We start from the raw sequence: 2,006 nt of genomic DNA on the forward strand, positions 1-2,006 counted from the left end.
TGCGAACGCAGCGGTTGCTGCAGCTGCCAGGCCGCGAACAGCGCGGCGATCACGCCGGCCGAGAAGATCGTGCCGAGCCACAGCAGCATCCGGTCGAGCGAGCGCGGCGGCCGCAGCGGCTGCACCGGCACCACGATCCAGTTGCGGTCGGTCGGCTCCTTCACCCACAGCACCGGCGGATGGCCGGGCGCGCCGATCTCGACGCGCGTGCCGGGCGGCATCCGCTCGCTCACGTCGTCTCGGAACCGCTTGAGCGGCGCCGGCAGGTTCGACGGGTCGCCATTCGGCACGTCGGTGCTGTCCGGCGTCACGAGCCGCACACGCGACGGCAGCGGCTGGTCAGGCGTGCGCTCGACGTGCTGGCGCACCGCGTCGACCAGGAACGCGGCCTCTTCGACCGCGTAACGCGTCTGCATCTGGCTGCGCTCGAGCCGCATCGCGAAAAACCACGCGAAGTGCGACAGGAGCAGGACACCGACGACGAGTAGCGCCAGCCGCCCGAACAGCGAATCAATGGGTTTGCGCATGGGCCTCGCCGTCGGGCACGAACACATAGCCGCGCCCGCGGACCGTCTGGATGAAGCGCGGCGTCGACGGATCCGTTTCGAGGATGCGGCGCAGGCGCCACACCTGGACGTCGATGCCGCGGTCGGTACCGTCGTACTCGGGCCCGTGCAGCAGCTCGAGCAGCCGCTCGCGCGTGAGCGTGCGCAGCGCATGGTTCACGAAGATCTTCAGCAGCGCGAATTCACTGCTCGACAGCGTGGCCGGCTTGCCGTCGACCGACAGCGTGCGCGCCTGGAAGTCGAGCACGAAGCGGCCGAACGCGAACGGCTCGCGCTGTTCGGGCGCCGCGGCCGACGGCGTCGCGCGGCGGCGGCGCAGCACGGCCTGCACGCGCGCGAGCAGCTCGCGCGGGTTGAACGGCTTGCCGAGGTAGTCGTCCGCGCCGAGCTCGAGGCCGACGATGCGGTCGACGTCGTCCGCACGGGCGGTCAGCATGATCACGGGGATGTCGTCGCCGGCCGCGCGCAACTGGCGCAGCGCGGTCAGGCCGTCGACGCCCGGCATCATCAGGTCCAGCACGATCAGGTCGGGCCGCTCGCGCTCGAGGCGCTTCTCGAGCGTCGCCGCGTCGTGCAGCACGGACACTTCCATCCCCTGGCGCACGAGGTAGTCGCGCAGCAGGTCTCGGAGTTCTTGGTCGTCGTCGACGATGAGGATCTGGGTAGTCATGGCTCGAAGTTTACCGCGCGAGGGCGGAGTCAAAGAACGAAACAAAGGGACGAAAGGGTTACTGCGGGTTACCGCGCAAGGGAACTGTAATGCCCGGTAACCCAGCCACCGCCCCACGTAACACCGGCCGCGGCCTGCATCGCTAACCTGCGTCTTACCGGATGCGGCACGCGACTTTCCCCGCACCGCATCGCCGGACCCTTTGGATACAAGGAGTTTCTGAAATGTATAAGAAGACTTCCCGCGTGGCCATCGCTGCCGCCACCGTGCTCGCTCTCGCATTCGGCACCGCGCATGCCCAATCGGCCGATACGCCGCCGCCGGGCGGCCCCGGCGCCCACCAGATGCACGGCGGGCACGAAGGCGGCCCGTTCGGCGCGATCATGAAACTGCACGGCCAGTTGAAGCTCAACGCGTCGCAGGAACAGCAATGGCAGGCGGCCGTCAACACGATGAAACAGAATCGTGACGCGATGCGCAAGAGCCACGAGCAGATGCGCGAGCAGTTCAAGGCGCAGCAGAACCAGCCGATCCTCGACCTGAGCGCAATGCACTCGGCGCGCCAGCAGGCCGAGTCGCAGAACGCGCAACTGCGCGAGCAGACGTCCGCCGCGTGGCTCACGTTCTACAACGGGCTGAACGACCAGCAGAAGACGATGGTCAGCACGGCGCTGAAGCAGCAGTTCGCCAAGATGGAACAGCGCCACGAGAAGATGAAGGAGCGCTGGGAGCAGCATCGCGCGGCCAAGGCCGCGTCGGCACCGGCGCAG

The 2,006-nt window shown here is 68.2% G+C and carries 2 protein-coding genes and 1 pseudogene; 1 reads left to right on the forward strand and 2 read right to left on the reverse strand.

The window, feature by feature from the left end; translation table 11 throughout:
• Together G3N99_RS38755 and G3N99_RS38760 are read right to left on the reverse strand one after the other, a co-directional pair.
• Positions 1 to 527, reverse strand: a pseudogene (locus G3N99_RS38755) (two-component sensor histidine kinase); the annotation flags it as partial.
• Entirely contained in the window at positions 511 to 1,236 is a 726-nt protein-coding gene (locus G3N99_RS38760; protein ID WP_009693256.1) for a response regulator, read from the reverse strand. The gene G3N99_RS38760 and the pseudogene G3N99_RS38755, both read right to left, overlap by 17 nt.
• Before the next feature lie 224 nt (positions 1,237 to 1,460).
• Between G3N99_RS38760 and G3N99_RS38765 the strand changes: the two genes are divergently transcribed.
• Positions 1,461 to 2,006 (forward strand): periplasmic heavy metal sensor (locus G3N99_RS38765; protein WP_174941679.1); only part of this gene is annotated, 546 nt, incomplete at its 3' end.

Source organism: Burkholderia sp. Ac-20392, from assembly GCF_017104585.1.
GTDB classification, from domain to species: Bacteria; Pseudomonadota; Gammaproteobacteria; order Burkholderiales; family Burkholderiaceae; genus Burkholderia; species Burkholderia lata.